The 22,312-nt window shown below is 64.4% G+C and carries 22 protein-coding genes; 11 read left to right on the forward strand and 11 right to left on the reverse strand.

Going from position 1 to position 22,312, the window contains the following annotated elements; genetic code table 11:
- Window positions 1-150: 150 nt before the first annotated feature.
- Window positions 151-1,716 carry a hypothetical protein gene (locus tag HOLFODRAFT_RS0211645; RefSeq protein ID WP_005032173.1) on the forward strand — a complete coding sequence of 522 codons (1,566 nt, stop codon included), beginning with the start codon at window positions 151-153 and terminating at the stop codon, window positions 1,714-1,716.
- Here HOLFODRAFT_RS0211645 and HOLFODRAFT_RS0211650 read toward each other — a convergent pair.
- Genes HOLFODRAFT_RS0211650 through HOLFODRAFT_RS0211670 form a run of 5 tightly spaced genes read right to left on the reverse strand, consistent with a single transcriptional unit; the run spans window position 1,710 to window position 3,948 of the window.
- Window positions 1,710-2,129 carry a type IV pilin protein gene (locus HOLFODRAFT_RS0211650; RefSeq protein WP_005032175.1) on the reverse strand — a complete coding sequence of 140 codons (420 nt, stop codon included), beginning with the start codon at window positions 2,127-2,129 and terminating at the stop codon, window positions 1,710-1,712. The genes HOLFODRAFT_RS0211645 and HOLFODRAFT_RS0211650 overlap by 7 nt on opposite strands.
- Window positions 2,130-2,177: 48 nt before the next feature.
- Window positions 2,178-2,630 (reverse strand): deoxycytidylate deaminase, encoded by a 453-nt coding sequence (locus tag HOLFODRAFT_RS20875; protein WP_005032177.1) that lies wholly within the window; start codon window positions 2,628-2,630, stop codon window positions 2,178-2,180.
- Complete coding sequence (locus HOLFODRAFT_RS0211660; protein ID WP_084053598.1) at window positions 2,627-3,136, reverse strand: HEPN domain-containing protein; 510 nt, start codon at window positions 3,134-3,136, stop codon at window positions 2,627-2,629. Before HOLFODRAFT_RS0211660 ends, HOLFODRAFT_RS20875 begins: the two co-directional genes overlap by 4 nt.
- Window positions 3,030-3,347, reverse strand: a complete 318-nt coding sequence (locus HOLFODRAFT_RS24990) for a nucleotidyltransferase domain-containing protein (RefSeq protein ID WP_005032181.1) — start codon at window positions 3,345-3,347, stop codon at window positions 3,030-3,032. Before HOLFODRAFT_RS24990 ends, HOLFODRAFT_RS0211660 begins: the two co-directional genes overlap by 107 nt.
- A 46-nt stretch (window positions 3,348-3,393) precedes the next feature.
- Window positions 3,394-3,948, reverse strand: coding sequence for a Uma2 family endonuclease (locus tag HOLFODRAFT_RS0211670; RefSeq protein ID WP_005032183.1), 555 nt, complete (start codon window positions 3,946-3,948; stop codon window positions 3,394-3,396).
- Window positions 3,949-4,092: 144 nt separating this feature from the next.
- Here HOLFODRAFT_RS0211670 and HOLFODRAFT_RS0211675 point away from each other — a divergent pair, with 144 nt between their 5' ends.
- A complete protein-coding gene (locus tag HOLFODRAFT_RS0211675) occupies window positions 4,093-4,356 on the forward strand; it encodes a type II toxin-antitoxin system Phd/YefM family antitoxin (protein WP_005032185.1) in 264 nt (87 codons plus the stop codon).
- Window positions 4,353-4,661, forward strand: coding sequence for a type II toxin-antitoxin system RelE/ParE family toxin (locus tag HOLFODRAFT_RS0211680; RefSeq protein WP_158412954.1), 309 nt, complete (start codon window positions 4,353-4,355; stop codon window positions 4,659-4,661). Before HOLFODRAFT_RS0211675 ends, HOLFODRAFT_RS0211680 begins: the two co-directional genes overlap by 4 nt.
- A gap of 5 nt (window positions 4,662-4,666) precedes the next feature.
- Here HOLFODRAFT_RS0211680 and HOLFODRAFT_RS0211685 read toward each other — a convergent pair whose 3' ends face one another.
- The gene (locus HOLFODRAFT_RS0211685) at window positions 4,667-5,500 is read right to left on the reverse strand and encodes an SDR family NAD(P)-dependent oxidoreductase (protein WP_005032189.1); all 834 of its coding nucleotides are present in this window, start codon (window positions 5,498-5,500) and stop codon (window positions 4,667-4,669) included.
- On the reverse strand, window positions 5,497-6,843 hold the full coding sequence (locus HOLFODRAFT_RS0211690) for an FAD-binding protein (RefSeq protein ID WP_005032190.1): 1,347 nt from the start codon (window positions 6,841-6,843) through the stop codon (window positions 5,497-5,499). The genes HOLFODRAFT_RS0211685 and HOLFODRAFT_RS0211690 overlap by 4 nt, the downstream gene beginning before the upstream one ends.
- 105 nt (window positions 6,844-6,948) lie before the next feature.
- On the opposite strand from HOLFODRAFT_RS0211690, the gene HOLFODRAFT_RS23160 reads away from it, so the two are divergent.
- Window positions 6,949-7,785: a UbiA family prenyltransferase gene (locus HOLFODRAFT_RS23160; protein WP_005032192.1), complete on the forward strand. Its 837-nt coding sequence runs from the start codon at window positions 6,949-6,951 to the stop codon at window positions 7,783-7,785.
- Between the two features lie 236 nt (window positions 7,786-8,021).
- Window positions 8,022-10,445: an endopeptidase La gene (gene lon / locus HOLFODRAFT_RS20885; RefSeq protein WP_005032195.1), complete on the forward strand. Its 2,424-nt coding sequence runs from the start codon at window positions 8,022-8,024 to the stop codon at window positions 10,443-10,445.
- A 631-nt stretch (window positions 10,446-11,076) separates the two neighbouring features.
- Here the strand turns inward: lon and HOLFODRAFT_RS0211705 are convergent.
- On the reverse strand, window positions 11,077-11,394 hold the full coding sequence (locus HOLFODRAFT_RS0211705) for a hypothetical protein (RefSeq protein ID WP_005032197.1): 318 nt from the start codon (window positions 11,392-11,394) through the stop codon (window positions 11,077-11,079).
- A 73-nt stretch (window positions 11,395-11,467) separates the two neighbouring features.
- Here HOLFODRAFT_RS0211705 and ftsY point away from each other — a divergent pair, with 73 nt between their 5' ends.
- Window positions 11,468-12,379: a signal recognition particle-docking protein FtsY gene (ftsY, locus tag HOLFODRAFT_RS0211710; RefSeq protein ID WP_005032198.1), complete on the forward strand. Its 912-nt coding sequence runs from the start codon at window positions 11,468-11,470 to the stop codon at window positions 12,377-12,379.
- Window positions 12,372-13,502 (forward strand): bifunctional diaminohydroxyphosphoribosylaminopyrimidine deaminase/5-amino-6-(5-phosphoribosylamino)uracil reductase RibD, encoded by a 1,131-nt coding sequence (gene ribD / locus HOLFODRAFT_RS20890; RefSeq protein WP_158412955.1) that lies wholly within the window; start codon window positions 12,372-12,374, stop codon window positions 13,500-13,502. Before ftsY ends, ribD begins: the two co-directional genes overlap by 8 nt.
- A 333-nt stretch (window positions 13,503-13,835) precedes the next feature.
- Here the strand turns inward: ribD and HOLFODRAFT_RS20895 are convergent, their stop codons facing one another.
- On the reverse strand, window positions 13,836-14,618 hold the full coding sequence (locus HOLFODRAFT_RS20895) for a sulfite exporter TauE/SafE family protein (RefSeq protein WP_005032203.1): 783 nt from the start codon (window positions 14,616-14,618) through the stop codon (window positions 13,836-13,838).
- Between the two features lie 87 nt (window positions 14,619-14,705).
- On the opposite strand from HOLFODRAFT_RS20895, the gene HOLFODRAFT_RS0211730 reads away from it, so the two are divergent.
- Entirely contained in the window at window positions 14,706-15,473 is a 768-nt protein-coding gene (locus tag HOLFODRAFT_RS0211730; RefSeq protein WP_005032205.1) for a metallophosphoesterase family protein, read from the forward strand.
- 9 nt (window positions 15,474-15,482) lie between these two features.
- Here HOLFODRAFT_RS0211730 and HOLFODRAFT_RS20900 read toward each other — a convergent pair whose 3' ends face one another.
- The gene (locus HOLFODRAFT_RS20900) at window positions 15,483-16,667 is read right to left on the reverse strand and encodes a S1C family serine protease (protein ID WP_158412956.1); all 1,185 of its coding nucleotides are present in this window, start codon (window positions 16,665-16,667) and stop codon (window positions 15,483-15,485) included.
- Between the two features lie 165 nt (window positions 16,668-16,832).
- A complete protein-coding gene (gene aqpZ / locus HOLFODRAFT_RS0211740; protein ID WP_005032209.1) occupies window positions 16,833-17,522 on the reverse strand; it encodes an aquaporin Z in 690 nt (229 codons plus the stop codon).
- Between the two features lie 186 nt (window positions 17,523-17,708).
- Between aqpZ and HOLFODRAFT_RS0211745 the strand changes: the two genes are divergently transcribed.
- The 3 genes from HOLFODRAFT_RS0211745 to HOLFODRAFT_RS0211755 are packed head-to-tail and all read left to right on the forward strand — an operon-like array spanning window position 17,709 to window position 22,269.
- Complete coding sequence (locus HOLFODRAFT_RS0211745) at window positions 17,709-19,763, forward strand: ATP-dependent DNA helicase (protein ID WP_005032211.1); 2,055 nt, start codon at window positions 17,709-17,711, stop codon at window positions 19,761-19,763.
- Window positions 19,764-19,810: 47 nt separating this feature from the next.
- Complete coding sequence (locus tag HOLFODRAFT_RS23165; RefSeq protein ID WP_005032213.1) at window positions 19,811-21,172, forward strand: FHA domain-containing protein; 1,362 nt, start codon at window positions 19,811-19,813, stop codon at window positions 21,170-21,172.
- Between the two features lie 5 nt (window positions 21,173-21,177).
- Entirely contained in the window at window positions 21,178-22,269 is a 1,092-nt protein-coding gene (locus HOLFODRAFT_RS0211755; RefSeq protein ID WP_148300440.1) for a hypothetical protein, read from the forward strand.
- Window positions 22,270-22,312: the final 43 nt, after the last annotated feature.

The raw sequence follows: 22,312 nt of genomic DNA on the forward strand, positions 1-22,312 counted from the left end.
GACCTGGCGTCCCCAAAAGTGGATCAGCAGGCGCGATTTCCCCATAGCCCTCGCCCAACTCCCCCGCCGCTCCGGGCTTGTTCAACACCGCATTTCATCGGTGGGGGCTCCGTCTACCTGAGGCAGCCTCGCCCACGCCCCACCGACGAAATGCTCACTGTTTTCCCCATCCTGCTGCTACTTTCGATCATCTATCCCATCGTTTGGGTCCGAAAGCAGTCCTTCGGACTCCTCAAAGCCTCCCTTGTAACCCTCGGCCTCCTGGTCCTGTGGTCATCCACGGTCTATGCACCCCAGATCCTGCCAAGGCTCCTGACCACTTCCCGCGGGGGAGAGGATCAGGCCACCATGCTGGTCATTGGCTTGGATGGCCTGCGGGCGGACGTGGGTCAGGCCCAGACCACCGCCTACAAGGGAACCACCTACGAGAACGCCTTCACCGTCCTTCCCGCCACTCGTCTCCTCTGGCACATCCTTTGGGGAGGTGACCCTCTCTACTACACCGTGGGACATGCCCCCCCTGCCCTTGAGGAATATACGGGAGAACAGCCTCTGCCCTTGGTAGACCGCGCAGCTTCTGCGGGATGGAAACCGAGGTTTTTCATCGATGACGGTGGAACCATCGGCCTCCTCGGCAGGCCCACCAACTTCGACGACATGCTTATGCCAGCCCCAGGCTGGGAGAACTTCGTCAATTCCAACCTGAGTGCCTCTTTCCCTCTTTTTGCAATCTGGGAGAACTGGGGGCGGGCCTTCCCCACCACCAACCCCTGGGCACCCCTGGATGGGGGACTGAAGGAGGCCCTGCGGTTGGGCCGGGGCAGTCGCTGGGTGATGTTCCACTCCTGTCTGGCCCACCAGCCGATCTTCCTCCGCCGTTTCGAGCTCCAGCAACTTCCCCGTTGGTGGAGTGCCCGGCCCAGTGCGCTCGAGCCCTATTCTGCCAAAATCCAGGTCACCCCAAAACGTGCCGCGAGTTACGACATCCGGCGTGATCCATTCACCGCTTACAGCATTCGAATGGCATCTATCCTCAAGGCCTGGGAGCCCATCTGGAATGGCTTGGACCAGGATCCCCACTACGGGAAGGCCGTAAGGGTGCTGTTTTCCGACCACGGGGAGCGTTTCCACCACGTCACTGACAAAATCCGCCTGGCCGGTGTGCATGGGTTCAATCTGGACCCCTGGGAATGCCGGGTGATGTTCAAGGCTGCGGGGCCTGGCTTCAGTTCAACCCCGACCACCCGCTCCGCATCCCTGAGCCTGCTCTCGCTGCGCGACGGCTTCCTGAAGGCCCTGGAAACTGGCAAGCCCTTTACGCCAGAAGACCTTGAGAAGGCCTACCCGATAGCTCCCATCCGCTATCAGGTGGTGGATACAAGCATCGTCACCACTGAACCTGCTGAGTACCGCAGGATGGATCTCAAGAAACTGGTCAAGGGCACCGCTATTGCCCCCGGAGGCATCTGGTTCACCCAGTACGAGAAACCCGCCTCCGAACGGGCTGAGGATGTGAGCCTCGCCTGGGGCGAGGGTAAGCAACTCCGGGTCATTCTCCCACTCAAGGAAAGCGGAGCCCATCTCTACACCTATGAAGGTTACGAGCTCAGGACCTTGGAAAACCTCTCGGAGGATCAGTACAAGGTCGAGAAGCAGAAGATGATCGAGACCCTCACCAAGAAGAAGATGGAACCCTCCAAGCCGAAGGTTCAATAGGCGGCGATGGTTGTAGATCCGGTCTGGGTGGTGGTCAGAATCGTGGCGCCACCCACGGTCGGGTCCTGCACGGTAAGCGTGTAGGTGAGTCCGGTGGAACCAAGGAGAAGGCTGAAGTTCATCTTGGAATTGCCCTTCGGTGTGAAGCTGGGAAGGAAGGTGGAGTTGCTGGGGGTGCCATTCGTCCAGGTGTAGGTTCCTGTGGTCCCGTACACTCCGTTCTCCGCCTTGCGGGTTTCCAGCGCCATCCGTAGCACCTGGGCATTGGTCTGGGCATCGCCGATCACCCGCGCCCTGCGTCTCTGCCCTAGATAGCTGGGAATCGCGATGGTCGATATGATCCCCAGGATCGCCAACACCAGCAGCACTTCAATCAATGAAAATCCATTCTTTCCGTTCCGGTGTCTGCGCATGTTTTCCTCCCGATGGCTCTATGTACTATGCAATGGTCGTGCTGATTATCAAGGGGCGATTCCCTGGGGGATCCGTTCCCACTTGACCCCGAAATGCCCCAGGATTGCCTCCCGCTCGGCCTTCTCCTGTTCGGCGATGCTGGTGTAGGGGTGGAAGTATACGACGCGGCGGACGCCACGGCGGATGAGGGCGCGGGTGCAGGTGAGGCAGGGTTCGTGGGTGACGTAGGCGGTGGAGACTAGGCCGTCGCAGAAGCCCAGGGCGTTCTCCTCGGCGTGGCTGGTGTGGAGGCAGCGCTGGTTGGGGCCGCAGGTCTCGGGGGTGCAGTGGGGCATGCCAGGGAGGGCGCCATTGTATCCGGCGGAGGCGATGCCGCCATCGGGGCGGAGCAGGATGCAGCCCACCTTGAGGCGGCAGCAGGTCCCGAGGCGGCTCAGTTCGAGCGCCATGTTCATGAAGACCTGGTCCTTGAGGTGGCTGCGTTCGGCGTCGTGGGTCATGGCGTCTGGATTCCTCGTCGGTTCATCTGGATTTCAACCCAGGCAAGCACGATCTCAGCATGCCGGATCGCTTCTTGGTGCTCCTCAACCTCGACTCGCTCGTAGACGCCGGGGTAACGGGTTTCCACAGCGTACCGGGTCAGCACGATAGCTTGGTCAACGTCTTCCGGAACCAGAACTCCAAGGTCCTCCAATCCAGCCAGCAACTGGTCAAGGCTGTGGACAAAGGGAAAGGGACTACCGAGACAAAGATAAAGAGCTTTCAGGGCCTTTTCAGCGGACTGTTGGGCCTGGTAGCAGAGATCCTCCAACAGGATGCCTGGTACCTGATCCGCCTTCGCCAGAGCCAAACTAGCTCTGGCCCTCTGCATCCACTCTTGTGGGGAACCGGGGAAATGGTCACGCGGCATGATAAAGCTCTCGGCCTTCAGCCAAGGCCCGTTGGTAGACCATCCCCGGGTTGTCCTGTTGCGTGAGCACGTCGTTCTCGGTAGCCACGACGACATCAATGGCGCACCCGAAGCGGCGAAGTGCTCGGTAGAGCTGAGCAGAAACATCCCTGCGGCGAGCGCCGTCGGCCATGATCACTAGGACATCAAGATCACTATCAAGGCCCATCTCATCCCTGGCCGCCGATCCAAACAGAATGATCCGACGGGGTTTCACCGCCTGCACCACACGCTCGACGAGCGTATCCAGCACGGATTGGGGGATCACAAAGCCTCCTGATGGGACATGGTAGCGCGACAGGCGTACCTCAGATTCAGGAGAGCACCTCGCCCAATCGGACCCCCAAACTGCCGCCCAGCAGGCGCACAGGTGCCCCCCAGTCGATGCGGGCCTTCTCCTCGTACCGCCCTTCCACCAGATGGAGCAGGATGCCGAGGCGCTCATCGGGGTCGACGATCAGGTACTCGGGCACCCCAGCAGCCTCGTATTTCCATCGCTTGATGCTGTGGTCCTTGCCGGCGGTCCTGGGACTCAGGATCTCCACCACGAGGTCGGGGGCGCCTTCAATGCCCCTGGGGGAGATCTTGGCTGGATCGCAGACCACCAGAAGATCAGGGATGAGGACCCCCGAATCCAGGAAGACATCGGTGGGGGCCGCGAAGACCTTGCAGTCGCCGCCAGACTTTCGCTTGGCTGCCTCCAAGGCGTTCCATATCGCGCTGTGAAGGTTGGAGGAAATCTCCTGGTGGGCTGTCGAAGGCGAGGGCGTCATATCGTAGGCGACCCCGTCGATCAGCTCCCAGCGTCCTTCCCAGGTCTGCCAATCGTCGAGGGTGTAGCCAGGGTGTTTGGGTTGGGGGAGGTTCATGGGTTATTCCTCCGAGCTGGGGCCAGTATGGCACAGGGGAACGGAGCCTCACGATGGGAGTGTCCTAAAGCCTTGGCGTTTGGTGTACAACTTTTGTGATTGACGAAGGACTACAAAAGAATCACTTTTAATCGGAGGTACTCCATGCTCCCCACTCTGAAACCCGTGACTGACATCAAGCGGCATGCCGTAGAGATCATTGACCAGCTCCGGGAGGATCGCATCCCGGTCCTCATCACGGAAAGGGGACGGGAAGCCGCAGTCCTGCTCGATGTGGGGACCTATCGTGGAATGCTCAAACGCATGGAGTTGCTGGAAGCCATCGCGGAAGGCGAGCAGGACTTTCGAGCAGGCCGCTTCAGCACCCATGAGGAGGTGGTGGACCGGATGGCTAAGCGATGGGCGTGAGAGCCCTTCCCATCCTCTGGTCCCAAGGTGCCGAGGACTCCCTCCATCGAATCCTGACCTATATCGAGGCCGAGAACCCGATTGCCGCACGGTACCTTTGGCTGAAAGTCACCGAGGCAATCACCCGCGCTGCGGAGTTTCCTGAGATGGCTCCCCATGTGGGAGAACTGGACCGATCCTATCGGGAGATCCTCGGAGTACGCCCCTTCCGGGTCGTCTACAGAGTTGAGGCAGGTGCTCTTCGTATCGTCACTGTGCTTCGCCAGGAGCAGGACTACGATCCCGCCCGCTTCCTGGTGGACTAGGTCCCCTACAGCTTCATCCCCTTGAACACCCGCTCGGGGATGTGCTGGATGATGGCCATGATAAGGCGCCACATCCGGGGGTAGTAGACGATGTCGGGGCCGCCGTGGAGGGCCCAGGCCATGGCGCGGCCAGCGGCCATGGGGCTGGCCACGCAGAAGGTGCCGGGCTTGCCGTAGGTCATGGCGGTGTCCACGAAGCCTGGCTTGAAGGTCACCACGCGCACATCCTTGGAATGGAGGCGGTTCCGCAGGCCGCTCAGCCAGATGGAGAGGGCGCCCTTGGCGGAGCCGTAGACGAAGTTGCTCTGGCGGCCCCGGTCCCCGGCCACGGAAGTCACGCCCACGATCACCCCTCGGCGCTGGCTCTCGAAGTGCTGGGCGCAGGCCCCCAGGATGCTGACGACCCCCAGGTAGTTGCTGCGGATGATCTGCTCGGCTTTGAAGGGGTCCAGGGTCGCGGGATCCTCACCCATGGTGCCCACCAGGGAGACGACGCCCTCCAGGGAGCCCAGGGCCTCCAGGACGGTGCCCAGGAAGGGAAGGTGGGATTCCAGATCCCCGGCGTCGAAGTGGCCATGGAAGACCGTGACCCCGTGGCGGATCCGCAGATCGGAGGCCAAGCGGGCGCACTCCTCGACATCCCGCGAGGCCAGGTAGATGGGTTGCCCTGACTGCGCCAGGGCCGTGGCCAGCCCCCGGGCCATGGGGGAGGTGGCGCCCAGGATGAGGACAGGCGTGTTGCCCGGGCTTAGCCCGGACACCACGCGGGGAGCACGAGGGGGACGCAGAGCGAGCTTAGCGAGCGGGCGGTCCCCCTCGTTCACGTCAGGACCCTTCATGCGCCCTCCTTCATGCGCAGTCGGCGACTGAGACTGGACTGGAGCATCCACTCGGGGTCCACCTGGGCCTTCACCCCGAGCCACTCCTCGAAGCGGGGGTACATGGCCCGGAAGGATTCGGGGGAGAGATGGGCATCCTTGCAGAGATTCACCCGGCCACCGCCCTTGAGGACGATGGCGTCCAGGCGCTTCAGGAGGGCCTCGGTCTCTGGGCCCCGGTAGGGCAGGTCCAAGGCCAGGGTGTATCCCTCGGTGGGGAAGGAGAGGTGCCCTGGGCCCGCAGCCCCCAGACGCTTGAGCACCGCCAGAAAGGAGGCGGCCTCTGCAGCGGAGATCTCTTCCAACTGGGCCTTGACTCCCTCGAAGGCGGTGCCGGGGGGCAGGACGCTCTGGTACTGGACGAAGCCGCGGCGGCCGTAGATGCGGTTCCAGTGGCCAACCATGTCAAGTGGGTAGAAGAAGGGATCCATGGCGCTCAGGAAGGGGAAGCGCTTTCGCCCATTGCGACGGTAGTAGACCCCGTTGAAGGCCCGGACCGTCAAGGAGTTCAGACACCCGGAGGGGAAGTTGAAGGGGGCCTGGATCAAAGGCTTGGACCTGGGGGCCTTGGCGGGAGGCAGGTTCTTCTCGGTCCGATGGTGGCCCGCCATGAAGATGCTGCGGCCAAGCTCCCTGCCCTTGGCCAGGCAGTCGATCCAGGCCACGGTGTAAGGGGCATCAGCCTCGGGGTCCGACAGCAGGTTGAAGGCGGATTCCAGTTCCCTGGCAGGGTGATGGGTCACCTCCATCCACAGGCTGGAGACCGGCTTGAGCTGGAGAGCCATGGCCCCGATGATCCCCGTGAGCCCCTGGCCCCCCACGGTGGCCCAGAAAATCTCGGGATGCTCCTCCGGGGAGCAGGTCAGGCGCCCCAGAGCGGGGGTGAAGAGCTCGATCCAGGCCACATGGGCGGAGAAGCAGCCCTCTCCATGGTGGTTCTTGCCATGGACATCGGAGGCGATGGCACCCCCAAGGGTTACGAACTTGGTGCCGGGGGTCACCGGCAGGAACCAGCCTCGGGGCAGGAAGATCTCCGCCACCTCCGCCAGGCTCAGCCCGGCCTCCGCCACCAGGATGCCCAAGGTCTCATCAAATTCCAGGATACGGTTCAGGCGGGTCATCTCCACGACACGCCCCCCCTGGTTCAGGGAGGAATCCCCGTAGCTGCGGCCCAGACCCCGGGGGAGGGTATCAGCCTCGATCCTGCTCAGATCCCCGTAGCGATCGGGCCGGAGTACGCCGCAGCGCTGCACGGGGTGACGACCCCAACCGCTGAGCTCGCATTCACGCACTGGCAGCACCATCTCAACCTCGCCTCCTAGATCCTCGCAGAAGTCTGAGAAGGAGCGAAATCATCCGAAGCGATAGGATCTAGGGAGATCAGAACCTCCTCAGACAAGGAATCCCCGTTGCCCCAACGCCTCCGCGCCCTTCTGCGGCTCCTGCGCCCCACCCAGCACTACAAGGCGGGGATCATCTGGCTGCCGGCTTTCTTCCACGGCCTCGGCGCCTTCCGCACCCAGGCCCCAGATCTGGTGGGCATCACCCTGGTCTGGATACTCGCAGCCAGCCTGGTCTATGTGCTCAACGATGTGGCGGACCTGGAAAGCGATCGGCATCGCTCCGACCGGCTCCATCGCCCCCTGGCTTCAGGGGCCCTTTCCCGGGGCCATGCCCTGGCCTATGCGGGCTTCCTGGCCTTGCTCCTGGCCTTGGCCCTGACCCGCTTTCCGGGACGTCTGGCCCTTCTCGTCGGCATCTACCTTCTGCTGAACCTGGGCTATTCCCTGGGCCTCAAGCGCCACCTGGGCCTCCAGCAGGCCATCATCGCCCTGGGTTTCTGGCTGCGGCTCCAGAGCGGCGCCGACCCCATGGTCTCCATCCCTCTCACCCCCTGGGCCTCCCTGTTCACCCTGGGACTGGCTTACTACCTCAACTGCATGAAGGGGCTCCACCGACGCACCCATGAAGCCCATCGGCCCTTCCGATTCGCCATGGGACTGGGGGCAGGACTGGCTGGTTCCCTGGCCCTGGCCGCCCTGGTGGCCATCTGTCTTCGGCGGGGCCTCGACGGCTCCCTGCGCCTCCCAGAGCTCCCCCCCCTCTTCTGCCTAGTGGGGATGCATCGGGTGGCCTTTCAGAGCTGGAGTCCCGTCAAGGCCCGGGAACAGTCCTCCGCCTTCTTTGGCGACTGGGTAACCCTGGGGGCCATGGCGCTCTTCGCCCTGGTGTTCATCTGGGGGTAGCCATAATCAAGATGCGTCGCCCACTGGACGAAGTAGGCTTCGTCACCCGTGATGGGCGTTGAGCGAGGGCCGTGCTTCCAGGAAAGGGTTCCGGCATCGAAAGACCAGGAAGGGACCGGATCGATCGAAATCGTCTCCTGAACGGGTAGCACCTGCGAATTTTGCATCTGGTCCTGGCTTGCGATGGATGGCATGAAAGGGTCCCCGAGCTACACTGAACCCCAAAGAGGTATCCATTGGCCGAAGAATTGAGTCCCACCCAACTGTTCGATGAGCAGCCTAAGATCCCCGAGGTGCTGCCTGTCCTGCCTCTGCGGGATGTGGTGGTCTACCCCTATGTGATCCTTCCCCTCAGCGTGAGCCGGGACAAGTCCATCAAGGCCGTGGATACGGCCCTGGTGGAGAACCGCATGATCCTTCTCCTCTCCCAGAAGCAGACCGAGATGGATGACCCCGGCCCCGAGGATCTGTACAAGGTGGGCACCGCCGCCCTCATCGTGCGGGTCCTCAAGCTCCCGGACGGTCGCATCCGGGCCCTGGTCCAGGGCCTCCAGCGAGTCCGGGTGGAGTACTTCACCGAGACCGACGCCATCTTCAAGGCCCGGGTGGAACCCCTGGTGGAGCCAGAGGTTTCCGGTTCCGGTGTGGAACTGGATGCCCTCATGCGCTCCGTGAAGCAGACCCTGGAAAAGGCCGTAGCCCTGGGCAAGAACCTCAACCAGGAGGTCCTGGTCATCGCTGCCAACCTGGACAGCCCCGGACGCCTGGCGGACCTGGTGGCCTCCAACCTGGATCTCAAGAGCCCCCAGCTCCAGGAGGTCCTGGAGATCATCGATCCCATTCAGCGCCTTAAACGAATACATGAATTGATAATGAGAGAAATCGATCTCCTGGAGGTCCAGCAGAAGATCACCATGGAGGCCCGCGGCGAGATGGACAAGAGCCAGCGGGATTACTACCTCCGCCAGCAGCTCAAGGCCATCCAGCAGGAGCTCGGAGAGACCAATGAGCTGGCGGAGGAGATCCAGGCCTTCCGGGACAAGCTGGCCAAGCTCACGGTCCCCGAAGACATCCTGGTGGAGATCGACCGCAACCTGAAGAAGCTGGAGCGCATGCACCCCGACTCCAGCGAGACCGCCGTCACCCGCACCTACCTGGAGTGGATGACGGAGATGCCCTGGGGCATCCAGTCCGAGGACAACAAGGACCTCAAGCTGGCCAAGGACACCCTCGACGAGGAGCATGACGGCCTGGAGAAGATCAAGGACCGCCTCATGGAGTTCCTGGCGGTGCGCAAGCTCCGGCCCGACCTCAAGGGCACCATCCTCTGCTTCGTGGGCCCTCCGGGCACCGGCAAGACCTCCCTCGGCAAGAGCGTGGCCAAGGCCCTGGGCCGCAAGTTTGCCCGGGTCTCCCTGGGCGGCGTCCACGACGAGTCCGAAATCCGGGGCCACCGCCGCACCTACGTGGGGGCCATGCCCGGCCGCATTGTCCAGGCCCTCCACCAGGTGCAGACCATGAACCCGGTCATCGTCCTGGACGAAGTGGATAAGATCGGGCGGGATATGCGCGGCGACCCCAGCGCCGCCCTGCTGGAGGTGCTGGATCCTGAGCAGAACCACACCTTCCGGGACAACTATATGAACGTCCCCATCGACCTCAGTCAGGTGCTCTTCCTGACCACGGCCAACGAGCTGGACCCCATCCAGCCCGCATTCCGGGACCGCATGGAGATCATCTCCCTCTCCAGCTACACCCTGGAGGAGAAGATCAGCATCTCCGAGAAGCACCTCATCCCCCGCCAGCTCGAGAAGAACGGCGTCACCAAGGAGCAGGTGGCCTTCTCCAAGTCCGGCCTCAAGGCCCTCATCCAGGGCTACACCCGGGAGTCAGGCCTGCGCCAGCTGGAGCGGGAGATCGGAAGCGTCTGCCGCAAGATCGCCCGGCGGGTCGCCGAGGAGCGCCAGAAGGGCAAGTTCACCCTCGCTGAGGCCAATATCCAGGAGCTCATGGGGCCCCTGAAGCTCCTCAAGGACGAGCGCCTCAAGGCCCCCCGGGTAGGCGTGGTCACGGGCCTGGCCTGGACCAGCACCGGCGGCGATGTGCTCTTCGTGGAAGCCCTCAAGATGCCGGGCAAGGGCGGCCTGATCCTCACGGGCCAGCTGGGCGACGTCATGAAGGAAAGCGCCCAGGCAGCCCTCAGCTACATCCGCAGCCGCAGCGACGCCTTCGAGATCGATCCCGAAGTCTTCCAGAAGCACGATCTCCACATCCACTTCCCCGAAGGCGCCATCCCCAAGGACGGCCCCTCGGCGGGCCTGGCCATCGCCACGGTGCTGCTCTCGGTCCTCAAGGGCGTCCCAGTGAAGAACACCCTCGCCATGACCGGCGAGATCGACCTTCGTGGCGAGGCCCTGGCCATCGGCGGCCTCAAGGAGAAGTCCCTGGCCGCCCTGCGGGTGGGCATCAAGGACATCATCATCCCCTTCGCCAACCAGAAGGACCTGGAGGAGATCGCCCCCGAGGTCCGGGCCAAGCTCAGCTTCCACCCCGTCAAGCACGTGGAGGAGGTCTTCGAGATGGCCCTCACCAAGTGGACCTGCCCGGAGAAGAAGGCCGGGGCGAAAAAGGCTCCCACAAAGAAGGCTTCAGGCAAGTAGCCGCGATCAGGCTCCGAAATCCCCGGCTCCGGCCGGGGATTTTCGTGTGCAGGAAGATAATCAGCTGGGATGGAGGGGATAAAAGGGATACAGAAGCCAAGCGTGAGGCTTGGTCAACCAGGACGCTAGAGCTTTTCTGGGACTGATACGCATTCGCAGACAAAAGCCAAAAGTAAGCGTTCAGCCCCCCGCCATGGAACGGAGCCATTGCAAAAGCAGAACCGTCCACAGATGCACACAGATTCACACCGATAAAGAAATGGTCTGCTGGCGGGGCACCTGGGTCAGCCCAGCAACGCGGGGGCGGACGGCGAAGCCGCAATGGCACCAAGTTCCACGAAGAAAAACATGATGCGTTGACCAGGACACGCGGGCCTGGTTCCGGGGGGGCCAGCGTGTCCAGCCCAGTGGAGTGCCATCGCACAGGCTGGCTTGCACACTCACCCTGGGGCAAATCCATGGCCGCTGGTGAGCCATTGGTGACTCCTTGGTGCCTTCGTGCCTTGGTGGTGGAAGTCGTTTTTTTGCTTTAGTTTATTGATTGAGAATGGGACTGGGGCCGGAGGCTTTTCATCCCCTGTATCCCCTCCATCCCAGCCAGTCTTTGCCTTTTTCATCTTTCAAGCTGCGATCAGACCCGTTCCCCCATCAAGACCCCGGCGATGAGGCTGGCGATACCGGCCAGAAAGGCCACGGTTTCCCATAGGGTGATCTGATCCGGACCCAGCTCGCCACCCCGATAGACCCGCCAGGCGGCCATCATCAGGGCCACGCCGCCGAGGATAGGCCCTCCGGCGAAAAGGATCTGGGACAAGCCTTCCAGGTGGATGACCTGGGGAGGCGTGCGGGCGGGCAGGTCCAGGCCTGCCTTGGACAGGATCCAGGCGCCGGTCATCCAGAGACCGGCACCGAAGACCGTCAGGAAAGGGATGTCTGATCGCCGGGACATGGCCACAGTCTATCCATTTCCGGGATAATGATCCGGGGTTCCACGTGGAACAACCTGGGAAGCGGGGCAAGCATTGGGTCTCTTCGGGAATCTCTTCGACAAGTTCAAACAGGGCCTCCAGCGTACGCAGGAGTTGGTCCTCGCCCCCATGCAACGGCTCCTGGGGCTCCGGCGCCTGGACGAGGACCAGCTCCTGGAGCTGGAGGACCTCCTGCTCCAGGCTGACCTGGGCCTCCACGCCGTGGAGCGCCTCATGGAGCGGCTGCGCTTCGAGATGAAGCGGAATGCCGAGATCGATCCCAAGGCTGTCCTCAAGGACGAGCTGCTGAAGATCCTCCGGCAGGTGCCCTCCAGGCCCCTGGAGGCCAAGGGTACGCAGGTGGTCCTGCTGGTGGGGGTCAACGGCGTGGGCAAGACCACCACCCTGGGCAAGCTGGCTTCTCACCTGAAGTCCCGGGGGGAGGATGTCCTGGTCGTGGCTGGAGACACCTTCCGGGCCGCCGCCATCGATCAGTTGGAACTCTGGGGTGAACGGGCCGGGGTGCCCGTCATCCGGAATCAGATGGGGGGCGACCCTGCAGCCATCGCCTTCGATGGAGCCACCTCCGCCCAGGCCAAGGGCACTCCCTGGGTGCTCATTGATACCGCCGGGCGGCTCCACACCAAGGACCACCTCATGCGGGAACTGGACAAGATCCACCGCAGCCTCCAGAAGGTCATTCCAGAGGCTCCCCATCGGGTCATCCTGGTGATGGACGCCACCACGGGCCAGAACGGTCTCGTGCAGGCCGAGGCCTTCAAGGCCGCGGCAGGCATCACCGACCTGGTGCTCACCAAGCTGGACGGCAGTGCCAAGGGCGGCGTGGTGGTGCCCATCCTGGAGCGCATGAAGCTTCCCATCGCCTTTGTGGGCGTGGGAGAGGGCGTGGATGATCTCATTCCTTTCGATCCGGAGGCCTTTGTCGATGGACTCCTCAGTGCCTGAACTGACCCCAGCCTGGGCCTGGCAGATTGCCACCGGGGGCCCCTGGCCCGATCCCTGCGCCCTGCGGGGCGACGAACGGCTGATGGCCCTGGCCATCCAGGAGGGCCTCAAGGGTGTTGGCCTCTCCAGCCCCAACCCTCCCGTAGGCTGCATCATCGCCAAGGACGGCAAGGTCCTGGGCCGGGGCGTACACACCAAGGCCGGAACCCCCCACGGCGAGATCATGGCCTTGCGAGACGCTGCCCAACGCGGAGCGGATGTGGGGGGTGCCACAGCCTACGTGACCCTGGAACCCTGCTGCCACCATGGGCGAACCCCGCCCTGCACCGATGCCCTGCTGGCGGCGGGCATCGCCCGGGTGGTCGTGGGCACCAAGGACTCCAACCCTCGGGTGGACGGCGGGGGCATGGCCCTCCTGCGCTCCCGGGGTGTGGAGGTGACGGAATCCGTGCTGGGAGAAGCCTGCCACCGCTTCCATGCCCCCTTCTTCAAGCTCATCCGCACCGGCCTCCCCTGGGTCATCCTGAAGCTGGCCCTGGGATCGGACGGTTCCACCGGTCCCGACACCGAGCGCACCCAGGTCACTCCCCCTGAGGTCCAGAAGCTGGCCCATGCCCTGCGGCGGGCATGCGAAGCCATCGTGGTGGGCAGCGGCACCGTGGCCGTGGATGACCCCCAGCTCTCGGACCGCTGGCCCGAACCCAGCGTCCCCCATCGCCAGTTCCTCCGGGTGGTCCTCGACAGCCATGGCCGCCTCTCCCCGGATTGCCGCATCTGGCAGCCACTGGAGGGCCAGCCCGCCCTCCGGGCCACCGTGGGGGCCAGGCCCACCATCCCCGGCGTGGAGGATCTCCAGCTGCCCCCTGGCCCCAGGGGTTGCAGCCTGAGGCATCTCCTCCACGAACTAGCCGCCCGGGGCGTGGGCCGGGTCCTCTTCGAAGGGGGCCCCACCCTGGCCAAGCGGGCATTGGCCGAGGGCTTGGTGGACGAGTTCCACCGCTTCACCTCCGATCAGCCCGCCGGAGGCCCCCCGGTGCTCGGACAGGATGCGGACCACTTCAAGGTGCGGACTTCCACCCCCTTCCCCGGGGGGCACTGGGATGTGCTGGTCCAGGGCTGTTAGCGACTACTGGTCAAGCTCATCCACCGTGATAAGCGGGCATGCGATGGCATCGCCCAGGTTGAACGCCTTGAAATCCTCCATAGTCCGGAAGCCCTCGATTCCCCGGGAATATTCCGTATCCATAGCATTCTGCTCCAGGCAAATGATGGGATAACGCCACTTTTTTGGATGGGATACAAGTTGGATAACAATTCGTTTTTCTCTTGAAGTGTTACTTATGGATTGAATGTTTTAGCTGGATCATGGCGCACCTCCATCAACCAGGAATTATTAACCCACCAATCAATCAAAGTCAATGTTTGTTTAATACAAATTAGACATACAGGGATCACCCTACCCTCGTATCGCCAACAAAATCGCCATCGCCAGTGTGATGCAGGCGAACCAGACCCTCAGCTTCGGCCCCCGGATCCGCCCGGCGATCCGGGCCCCCAGGTAGGCACCGACCATGAAGCCGCTGGCCACCCCGGCCAGGATGAACCACGGCAGGCCCCCCTCGGACCGGGCATAGACCCAGACCGCCGGCAGGCCCACGGGGGCAAGCATCATGGTGAGGCTGGCCAACTGGGCTTCGTGCTGGGAGAGCTTGAGCCAGCCCGCAAGCATGGGGATCATGATCACCCCGCCGCCGATCCCGAGAAGGCCAGAGGCCAGCCCACCCACCAGTCCTGTGAGCACCCCTGGCAGCCAGACATTACGAATTGCCAGGGATCCTGGAGCATCGTTCTGAAGCGAACCGTCCCCCTTCAGAAGGGTGCGGAGGGCCATGACACACAGGAAGGCGATGAAGATCCATCGCATCTCCTTGGCGGGAATCAGGTTGGCTGCCCTGGCTCCACCCCAGGCCCCAATCAGGAAGCCCAGGATCAGGAAAGCCGTCAGGTGTCCCCAGAGCCTGATGCCCCGACGCCGGTATTCAAGAACGGCCGGGAGCCCGTTGGGCAGCAGCATGGCCGCCAGGGTCAGGCCCTGGGCCTGGTGCTGACCCAGGGACAGGAAGGCACCCAGCAATGGGATGAGCACCAAGCCACCTCCCAGCCCGAACAGCCCCGACAGGACGCCCCCAGCCCATCCCGAAACGAGACCCGCGGAATACTGGATCATGGGTGCAGCCATATCAGGTCTCCAGAACCAGGATGCCCCAAAGGAGGCTCGGCATGTTCCAATGGAAGCCTTACCAGGGTTCCCGAAGGCTTCCGATCCATGCATATCCCCTTTTCCGACGATGTCATCCTCGATAGCCGACGGGCGGTCTTCCTGCCGCGCCAGGAAACATTGGTCATTGCGGACCTCTTTCTGGGCCTGGGCGCTGCGAGGCGCAAGCGCCCCGATCTCCTCCCGGATTCGCAGCATTCGGATATCTGGGAACGCCTCCTGGGACTTCTGGATGAATTCCAGCCCAAACGGGTGGCTCTCCTGGGAGATATCAAGCCCAATCAGGGCACGGTAGAGGATGACGAAGCCGAGGAGATGCGCACCCTTTTCCGCAAGCTGAAGGGTCGGGACCGGGAAGTCGTCCAGGTGGTGGGGCATCCGGAACGCTCCGTCGGGCCAGTCATGGAGAAGATCGGCGTCCAGCCCGTGGAGCAGTTCCGAGTGGGCTCCCACACCCTCATGCACCGACGTCGGATCTTCGTCTACCCGCGCCACGACTCCGCCAACGGCTTCTGGATCAATGGGGGGCTGCACCCGCTCTTCGCAGTACCGGTGCCTGGCCCCGACGGAAAGGAGGAATGGGTACGCTACCCGGCCTTCCTCTATACCGGTTTTGCCCTGGTGATCCCCCCCTTCGTCTCCTACGCCCAGGGCTGGGAGGTCATGCAGCCGGAGCGCCTCCCGCGCCAGGCCCGGGCCTGGCGTGTGCTGGGCGGTCACGAGATGGTGCCCCTCTCCCTGCCGGACCTGCCTCCGGTGCCTCCAGGGCTGGAGAGCATTTCCAGGCCCGGCCCCCGGGGGAAGCGGAAAGAGTAGACCTAAGTACTAGACCGTCGGTTTCTCGGCCTTGGGCTTGCTCTTACCCGGCTTGATGGTCACCTTGACCAGCTTGCCCTCCCGGACCACATCGAAGACCAGGGTGGCGCCCGGGAGGTCCTGCTCAAGCATGGACCATAGCTGGAGCGGCGTGTCCACCCGCTGACCCTGGTATCCCACGATGACATCTCCCAGGATGGCCTTCCCGGCCTCATCCTTCTTGAGACCCTGCAGCCCCGCCTGGGCTGCGGGCCCGCCAGCCTCCACCTCGCTGACCACGACGCCGCGCTGAACGCCCAGCTTCTGGGCCACTACTGGGGAAGCGCCCTCGAAACCCAGGTGGGGACGTTCCAGGTATCCCTTCTGGATGAGGATGGGCACCACCCGGCGCAGGATATCGGCCGGAATGGCGAAGCCGATGCCCACGGATGCCCCGGTGGCTGGGGCGATGGCAGTGTTCATGCCGGTGAGACGGCCTCCGCTGTCCAGGAGGGGCCCGCCGGAATTACCGGGGTTGATGGCCGCATCGGTCTGTATCACCTCGGGGACCGTCGTATCAAAGAGGGTCCTGAGCTGGCGTCCGAGGGCCGAGACAATGCCCTGGGTGAGGGTGTGGTCCAGGCCGAAGGGATTGCCGATGGCCAGCACCGACTGCCCCACCACCAGATCGCCGGAACTGCCCATGGGCAGGGGCCTCATGTCCTTGAGGGGCGCGAAGACCTGGAGCACCGCCACATCGTAGGCGGTGCTGACCCCGATGAGCTTGGTCTTGTAGGTCTTGCCGTCCGCCAGGGTCACCGCCAGGTCCGCAGCGGGCCTGATATTGCCCTGGTCATCCTTGACCATGAGGACATGGAGATTGGTCACCACATGGCCCGCCTCGTCCCAGACGAAACCGGTCCCGGAACCCGCGGGCACCAAAAGGAAGTCACGGGTTTTCACGTCCTGAACCAGGGCGGCGCTGGAGATGTAGACCACAGACTTTCGGGCCTCCCGGAAGACCTTGACCCGGGAACCCTCGATCGCAGTCAAGGGGAGCTTCTTCGCCAGGGGTCGGGGCGCCGAAATCTTCCGGTTGGCCTCGATCACCATATCCTCAACAGACTTCTTCTTCGGTTTGACCGCCACCGGAGCGGAGTACCCAACCGGGGCCAACAGGGCCATTGCCAGTGCGCATGGAATCCATCTGCTCATCCCCGTCTCCTGGGGCAATGATCCCATAACCGGCAGGGCCCGCAGGACAAGATCAAGCCCTAAGCGGCCGAACGTCACATCTTCCATCCTGCCCATCCTGTACATCCTGTTGGAAAACACCATCAAACAGGATGTACAGGATGGGCAGGATGAAAAATCATCCAGTCAGTCCTGTTCTACCTTCGGGAAGACCCGACCGGCCAGGAAGGCGCCCACCAGCGGAGCCACCCAGAACAGCCAGAGCTGCTTGAGGGCCCAGCCTCCCGCGAAAAGGGCGGGCCCGGTGCTGCGGGCGGGGTTCACGCTGGTGTTGGTGACCGGGATGCTGATGAGGTGGATGAGGGTCAGACAGAGGCCGATGGCCAAGGGGGCGAAGCCCTGGGCGGCCTTCTTTGAGGTGGCTCCCAGGATCACGAAAAGGAAGAAGAAGGTCATCACGATCTCGGTAACGAGGGCGGCGCTCAGGCCGTACTGGCCAGGGCTGTACGGCCCGTAACCATTGCTGGCGAAACCTCCGATGACGAATCCTGGCTTGCCCGAGGCGATCACGAAGAGGATGGTAGCTCCCGCAATGGCACCCAGAACCTGGGCCACCCAGTAGGGGACCAGATCCCCCCAGGAGAAGCGACCCGCCGTGGCCAGTCCCAGGGTGACCGCCGGATTGAGGTGACAGCCCGAGATGGGGCCGATGGCATAAGCCATGGTCACCACCGTGAGGCCGAAAGCCAAGGCCACCCCATGGAATCCGATCCCCAGACCGGGAAAACCTGCCGCCAGCACAGCGCTGCCGCACCCGCCCAGGACCAGCCATAGCGTGCCGAAGAATTCCGCGGTTAGTCGATTGCTGAGTGGCATAGCTCCCCCATGACAATTGGATCATCTACCGCTCAAAGATAGGACCTTGCGAGGCCATGTAAACAAGCCACTTACATAATTCGAAAGGGCTTCGGACGCACTGGCGCGCCCAGGTGAACCCTCAAGCGGGAATGCCTTTGGACTTTCGTCCTTTTTCCGCCATGCTGTAGGAGTATGCCGCACCCCATGGACGCCTTCTTTGCCCCGCCCCAGGGGCGCATCTATGCCTGCTTTCCGGGGGCCGAGGAGCGGCCTGGGCAGCGCCGGATGGCGGAACTGGTGTCTGATGCCATCGCCGAGGGAGAGGGCCGCTTCGGGGCCTGGCGCCGCTCCGGCGGAGAGCCGGACACCAAGCCCAATGCCATGCTCCAGGCCATCGAGGCAGGCACCGGCACCGGCAAGTCCTTGGGCTACCTCATCCCTTCCCTGGCCTCGGGGCGCAACCCGGTGGTGGTCACCACCCGCACCAAGCAGCTCCAGCGCCAGCTCATGGACGAGGACCTGCCCCGGGTCCGGGGCATCCTGGGCCGGGAGGTGCGGGCCGTCTTGGCCAAGGGCCGTTCCAACTACCTCTGCATGGCCGCCTGGGAAGAGATGGAAGCCCATCCACCGGCGGAGATGCAGGCCAAGGACCACGGTCTTTGGCTGGCCCTGCCCCGCTGGGCCCGGGAGACCCTCACGGGGGACCGGGAGGAGCTGGGTACCCACGGCGAGGGGGAATCCGAACTCTGGGATCGCCTCAACGCCAGGGCCGAGCGCTGCACCGGCAAACAGTGCCCCCACTACGAGGCCTGCTTCCTCACCCGCCTGCGCAAGGAAGTCGCCGAGGCCGACCTCATCATCGCCAACCACGCCCTGCTCCTGGCGGACCGGGTTCTGCGGGAGTCGGCCTTCGGCCAGGTGCTGCCGGACGCTCCGGTGCTGATCCTGGACGAAGCCCACGAGATCGAGGAGCAGCTCACCGAAAGCTGTGCCGAGATCTGGTCCAGCCGGGCCATGTCCATGCTCTTCCGGGACCTGGAATCCGAGTCATTCAAGGAGCCGGACGCCGCCGCCCTCTCGGCCCACCTGCTTCCCTGGGAGGACGCCTGGGGCCTGCTCCTGGCCCAGGTGCCCCTGGACAGCTCGGTCTACGGCTTCGATGATGGCCGCCTGCCCCTTTCCATCATTGCGGACGCAGTGGGGGCCTGGGTGGAAGCCGGGCAGGCCGCCTGGAAGGAGACCAAGCGTCTCGCCTCCCGCAGCACGGACAGCAGCCCCGAGAGCCTCAACTGGCGCAAGCTCGGCGAGCGCATCGGCACCGCCTTCGAGCGCATGGAGCAGATCTTCGCCCAGCCCGAGGGCTGGGTCTCCACCATCACCCGGGAGGGGCCCCACACCGTGGTCTTCAAGGCCAACCCCGTGGATGTGAAGCCCTTCTTCCACCAGCACCTGCGCCGGGGCTTCGAAACGGTGATCCTCACCAGCGCCACCTTGCGGGATGGTCGCGGATTCAATGGCCTGCGCCTGCGCCTGGGGCTCTCGGAGGAGGAGGCCCAGCGCAGCGAGCACGTGGAAAGCCCCTTCGATTTCCTCAAGCAGGGGGTGCTCTTCGTGCCCCCGGATCTGCCGGAACGCAAGCCCGGCCGGGACGGCATCGGGGCCCCCCTCTGGGTGGAGAACTCCCTGGCGGCCATGGAGCGGCTCCTGGTGGCAAGCCGGGGCCGGGGCCTGCTCCTCTTCACCAGCCGCAAGATGCTGGCGGCCTTCCGCCCCCGCCTGGAGGCGGCGCTTCCCCAAATGACCTTCTTCGTCCAGGGCGAGGGCCTGACCCGCCACGCCATGCTGGACCGCTTCCGCAAGACTCCCAACGCCGTCCTCCTAGGCCTGGCGAGCTTCTGGCAGGGTGTCGATCTCCCAGGGGAGGCCCTCAGCCTAGTGGTGGTCACCGCCCTGCCCTTCACCCCGCCGGATGATCCGGTGCTCCAGGCCCGGGTCCGCGAAGCCGACGCCAAGCAGCAGGGCCTGGGTTTCATCGGCATCCAGGTCCCCCAGATGACCCTCAAGCTCAAGCAGGGCATCGGCCGCCTCATCCGCACCCGCACGGACAAGGGGGTGGTCTGCATCCTGGACCCCCGCCTCATGCTGCCCCATGAGGACCGCTACGGGAAACGCTATGCAGCCCAGGTCCGCGCCGCCCTGCCCCCCTTCCCCATCACCCGGGACTGGGGCGAGGTGGAGGGCTTCCTGAAGGGGCTGTGAGCCTGGAATGGATGCGCTAATCTTGGGGCACCCCTGCGGAGGAACCCATGTCTGACGGTCCTTGCCTGATCCTGGTCGGCACCGGCGGCCGTGTCCCCCTGGCAGAGGGACTCACCGTAGGCAGGGGACCGGACAACGCCCTGCGCCTGGACGATGGCAGCGTCTCAAGCCACCATGCCGTCTTCCGCTGCTTGGGCGGCAACTGGATGCTGCAGGACCTGGGCTCCACCAACGGCACATGGGTGAACGAGGAGCGAGTCCAGGAGCGGGTCTGGCTTAAGGAAGGGGATCGCCTCCGCTTCGGCCTGGTGATGGCCCAGGTGGGGGGTCTGCCCGCGCCATTCACCGCACCCCTCCGCCCGCCTCCTGTTCCAGCCCGGAGCCTTCCGCCCCCTGTTCCCCTCCCCCAGGCGACCCCGGCACCGGGGGAGACCCCATCCCAGCCCCTTCCCCAGCCGATCCCACCAACCCGCCGGAAGGGCTCCCGCTGGGGCTGTCTCCTGGGGATCGCCCTGCCACTCCTGATCATTCTCGCCGCCCTGGGGGTCTGGTTGCTCATGGGTCGCTCCGGCAACTCCATGGCGGGTCCCCTGGCCTTCCGGGAGTCTGCCCGGAAGAATGCGCCCGGGGCATTCCAGAAGGCCCTCGCCCCCTCCATGCAGAGCCGCCTCGGGGGCATCAACGAAGTGCTCTGGCCCACCGCCGACGCCCCCGTGGGCTGGGCATTCTTCTTCAACACCTCCCTCGTGGCGGGGGCGCCGGAGCAGAAGGGCCTCAAGCCCGTGCTCTTCTACCATCCCTGGGCCGATGTGGGGCTCCTCACCCTATGGAAGGGCCCGGAGACCATGGTGGACCTGGAACTGGTGCCCGGGAGCGCATTGCGGGGAGAAGGGCCACCCTTCGGCTCCCCTGGATGGGCCAAGGAGGGCTACGGGCCCCACGGCGTCGGCTACACCACGGCCCAGACCATCCGCGCCTTCGAGCGCACCTTCGCCGATGGGACGGATCTCCGGAAGATCACCGCCGCCGCCCCCGATGCCCTCCGGGTGGCCTGCGGCAGCCAGATGGCCCAGGTGGTCCGTTCGCTGGTCACCTTCAGCCAGCCTATGAACAATCCGGTGCGCATGGCCTACATCCGTCTCATGGCCGAGGGTGCTACCGCCGTCGGCCAGACTCGGAGCACCCCCAGCTCCTCCGCTGAAGCCCTCCGGGCTTTGCCGCAGGAGGCGTGGGCGGCCTTCAAGCCGACCGTCATGGTGGACGCCGGGGGGAAGGTCCTGGTGATGGCCCACAACGGCTCGAACCCCGACCTATTCCTGGGAATCGTCTTCCAGCGGGAAGAGGGGGCCCTTGCCCCTGAGCGGCTAGATCTCCTCAGCTTCAATGCCTGCTACGGGGGGCTGAAATGATGCGCATGTCGATGGAACGCGGCGTGGCCATCGCCGCTTGCGCGGGTGCCCTGCTTTGGCTGGGGGCCCAGAACGCCTCCGACACAGCTCCCCTGGCCATCAGCACCACCGAAGGCAGCGGGGCCCTCTACGACGCCATGGAAACCGTCGGAACCACGGTCACCACCGCCAAGACCGAGGGCGTGGACAAGACCCTGGAGACCCTCCAGGCTGGCTACCAGAAGGCTTCCGAGGGCAACCGCCACGCCGCCAAGCAGATGTCAGGGATGACCAAGGGCGCGGACGCCCGGGCCTGGCAGGGGCAGCAGGCGGGCAAGGCCGGCTTCCTGCGCAAGGTCAGGCTGGTGGGGGATGTCATCGAGATCGTCGACAGCTTCAGCAGTGCCGCAGGGTACCTCGCGGAGGGGGACACCACCGGGGCCGCCGCCGTCTTCATCAACGGCCTGGGCAAGAAGGGGGCTTCCGCCCTGGGGGCCGCCGCAGGCAGCCTGGGCGGTCCCGTGGGAGCGGTGGTGGGCGCCGAGGGAGGGGACCGGGCCTACAAGCACTATGTGGAGGGCAAGGTCGACAAGCTGGCGGACGACAAGCGGACCCAGGATGCCAAGGACCGTCTGCTGGGATTGCCCATGGCGGGCCGCTACGCCGGGACCGTCACCTGGATCCACAAGCCCCCCTATGACGCCTCCACGGGGGCGCCGCCCGTGAGCTTCCGCTTCCAGGGTCCCATGACGGCGGACCTTGATCGGGACGGGAACCTCTCCATGCACTTCGACCTGAAGGGCACCATGGAGGGACTCGGCGTGGCGGGCCAGACCGCTGGCATCTCCATGGGGCTCAGGATGAGCACCCGGGGGGATCTGAAGGGGAGCGCCAGGGATGGCAGCTTCAGTGCCAAGGGCACAGCCACCAGCGATTCCACCTTCAACGTCGACTTCGGCGGCAGGCCGGGCGCGCCTGCGAACCAGACCCAGCGGAGTTCCGGCGGCGGCGCCGTATCGGCCAGCGGCACCTTCACCCGCGAGACCCTTCAGGGCACCATGTCCGCCCCCGGCCCCAACGCCAAGCCCATCACCTTCACACTCACCAAGCAGCGGTGAGAAAACGGAAGTTGGCTAAAGAGAAAGCGGCCACGGGGGAAGC

Origin of the sequence: Holophaga foetida DSM 6591 (genome assembly GCF_000242615.2) — a bacterium.
Classification (GTDB): Bacteria; Acidobacteriota; Holophagae; order Holophagales; family Holophagaceae; genus Holophaga; species Holophaga foetida.